Origin of the sequence: Rhodopirellula sp. UBA1907, assembly GCF_002337565.1 — a bacterium.
In the GTDB taxonomy this organism is placed as follows: domain Bacteria; phylum Planctomycetota; class Planctomycetia; order Pirellulales; family Pirellulaceae; genus Rhodopirellula; species Rhodopirellula europaea.
The window spans coordinates 23539-27104 of record NZ_DDGH01000106.1; the positions used below are offsets into that span (position 1 = coordinate 23539).

1 protein-coding gene is annotated in these 3566 nt (G+C 56.4%); it reads right to left on the reverse strand.

The window, feature by feature from the left end; genetic code table 11:
- Window positions 1-3317 (reverse strand): hypothetical protein (locus tag B2R17_RS26475; RefSeq protein WP_286766352.1); only part of this gene is annotated, 3317 nt, incomplete at its 3' end.
- Window positions 3318-3566 lie beyond the last annotated feature (249 nt).

Here is a 3566-nt window from a genome sequence, read left to right on the forward strand (position 1 = left end):
CGATTGGCTTCGACGCCAACGTTGTCCAGCACCCAACCCGCCGAGTTGCGAATGGTGTTGTACGTTGCCGAAGTCGCGTGATACGTCACCACTTTCGCGGAGTAAACCGTTGCGGCGTATTTGTAACTAGCGTACTTGGCAACTTCCTTTGCTTTGTAGGATGCGTAGTTGTACCAAGCCGCACGTTTGGTCGCGGACTGAGCACTTCGCCATGAGTTGTAGCGTGACTTGCGGACTCGGTACCAGTAATCTTTGCTGGCTCGAGCACTGTCCACGATGCTTTTGGCCGAATCCAGTTTCGATTGGATCTCGTCGCTTTCCTTCTGTGCCTCTGCCTTCGCTTCGGCCAATTCAGTGTTCAGTTTGTCCACGTTGCTTTTCGCAGCCGCAACGACCGCTTGAGCATCGTCGATCTTCGTTTGCACACTCTGCGCCGCTTCGAGCATCTCACCGGTGACCGCATTGGTGACGTTGTTGAAAAGCGTCCCTTGAACGATCGCTTCGAACTGCATGCCGGAGTTGTCCACGGTGAACGTCACCGAAGCATCCAAGCCGGCAACGTCCACGTTCGCAGTTCCGGTCAGCGAGAAGTCGCCATCCGATTGGATCATGCCTTCCAAACTGACTTCCGCTCCCATCATCTCAGCCGACCCGGCAACGCGAAAATACGAGTCGCCCGTCGCGATGCGGATGTCAACGATGACGTCGCTTAGATCCACCGGCCCCAGTTCAATCTCGGGAATGTTCAAGCCAACTTCGAATGAGAGCGTTTCCAAGTCGACGACGAACTCACCAGCGGCGAGCAGTTCGCCGTCCTTGTAGAACTCACCACCAATCCCAAAGCCGTCGGTGATACCGAGCGCTTCGTTGCCACCGTACGGAGCAAAGTTGATGTAAGCGTCTTGCATTTCGAAATCGCCAAGGGCATCGCTTGGGATGGGCTTCGCATCCGGATCACCTGCTCGGGTCATCGTGTTGGCGAAGACGACCAGGTCCGTGCTCGCCAGCACATCGATGCTGCCGCGGAAAGCAACTTCCCATCCGGTTGTTCCGACGCCGACCAACCCAGCGACTTCGATCTCTTTGTCACCGATGCTGATGCCGGCTCCCAAGCCGATGAACATGCTCGCGCCAGCCGCACTCTTCTCGGCACCCACGGTCATGACCACGTCTTCGAGATTCAAACCGGAGACATCAAACGCATCGTCCCACCGGTCAATGCTGCCCGTGAGACTTGCGGAAACTTCGTCTTGGCTGATGGAGAACAGGCCTTCGAAGTCGACCTCCACGCTTCCCATGTCCATCGTCGCGTCCAGCGACAGGCTCATCCCCTCGGTTCCAGCGTCGAGCGTGACGTCGGCACCGCTGAGCGAAAATCCAGAGATACCCAGCAGGTTCTCAAATTCCAATTCACCCGGAGGAGAAAGGCTCACTGACACGCCACTCAAGCTGAAATCCAGGTTTCCGATCACATCGACGTAGCTCCCAAACAGCTCTAAGTCCGTGTCCAGCTCAATGTTGAATCCAGACTCGCTACCGTCGGTGGGATCGTTTGCGATCGACAACTCGGTGTCTCTCAGTTGCAACGCATCGATGCCAAACGCCCCGGCCCAATCTCCCGCAACGGTCCCTGCCAAGTTCGTGCTGACTCCGTTGGGAGTGAACTGAATCATGCCGCCGATGCCGACATAGGTACCGAACAGATCCATGCCGGCGGCCGCACCGATGCTGAATTCAGAAGCGGATTGAGTTTTGAGTGCATCGACACTGAGCACGGTGTCAATCAGGTCGAGTTGATCGACGCCAAATGCATCATCCCAAGTTCCCGGAACCGTGCCGGTCAATGAGGCCGAAGTCTGATCGGCGTCCAAGCCAATGGTTCCGGCAACGCTCACCATCTCACCCTCGACTTGCATGTCAGCGTCAACATCAACATATAGTTCTTGCGAACCCTCTCGATCAGATGATGCCAGCACGGTCAAGTTGGCATCCTCCAAATCAAGGTCGTCGAACCCAAAGGCATCGTCCCAGTGGGGAACGTTCCCTGTCATGACCACGTCGATGTTGTCTGGTGTGATCTCGACACTTCCCGCCACTTCAACGTCCGTGTTTTCCACTCGCATGTCCGCCTGCACACCCACAGCAACGCGATGGTCTTCTTTGCGATCCGTGGATGCGACGACGTTCAAGTGAGCGTTGTTCAGCGAGAGTTGTTCGATTCCGAAAGCATTCGCCCAGTTTTCGACTGAGCCACTCAGTTGAGCGTCGATGCGTTCGGGGGAGATGTCGAGAACGCCGGCGACGGCCACAAGAGTCGAATCGATCAACATGTCGGCGCCGATTTCAATGCTGAATTCGGAATCCGATTGCTCGTCAACGGATCCGCTGATCGACAGCTCGGCTTGTTGCAAATCCAAGTCATCGATGCCAAAGGCATCGTCCCAGTTTTCAATGCTTCCGGTGAACGATGCGTCCACAGTCTCGGGAGCCAGATCAACGGTGCCGGCGATGCCGATCAAAGTTCCGTCGGTATCCAGGTGCGAATCGACGTGAACGCGGTAAGCATCTCCCGCCAACTCATCCGAGCTGGTGTCGAGGACGATTTGCGTGTCTTTCAGTTCCAATCCAGCGACGCCAAACGCATCCGACCAAGAGTCCACGGATCCAGCGACGTGAACGTTGACTCCTGATTCGCTGACCTCAACCGCGCCAGAGACGTCGATTGATTGACCCGCGATTTCAGTTCGTCCGTTCAGTTCGACTTGCAAGCTGATTCGGTCGTCGGAGTCAAATTGCGGCACCGCATCCAGATCGCTCAGGTCCAAGTCGAAACCTTCGACCCCGAGTGCGTCTTCCCAGACACCATCCATCTGTGAATCGTAGATCCAATCCAGGCCTTCGCCGCCATCTATCACCGCGGTGGCTTGGTCGGAGAACAAGAAGTCGTTTCCGGACTCACCAAACAGGCTGACAGGGATTTCAGACTGATAGCTGAACAAGACATCGTCGCCGTCGCCGCCCGCAACTTCGATGCGAGAAGCCTCCGCGAACGGGCGACCTTCCAATTCAGATTGAATCGTGTCGCCGGCAAAGACTCGGGTTCCGGAGACGTCGTGTTGCACGGCGATGAAATCGTTGCCGTCTGTCCCTCGGACTTGCAGCGTGTCACCGAGCCAGGAAAAGTCCGCCGCCATCAATTCGCGAGATTGCAGTGCCTCCATCGAGAGCACGCGTTCACGACGTCGGTTCTTTTTGCCGCGGCGATTCTTCTTGTTTTTTGGCGTGCCACGCAGTTTTGTTTCGATGGAGTTCGTCATGGGATCGTCTTTTCACAGCCAGGGTCTGATGCGATGGAGGGCCTGATTCGCAATCAGCGAAAGCCCGGAACAGACGAACCTGCGTGAAGACCCCAAGGATCCCCTCACGGTTTCTTACGAAAAGTGATGAGGCGTTTGGGCGTTGGCGGCGGTTCCACCGTCACAGAAATCAACCCGACTCCCAACGGCGCATATAGTCGTGGGCTCCTGCGTGTCGGCTTTGGGCTCCAGCTCAGCGTTTCACGGCGG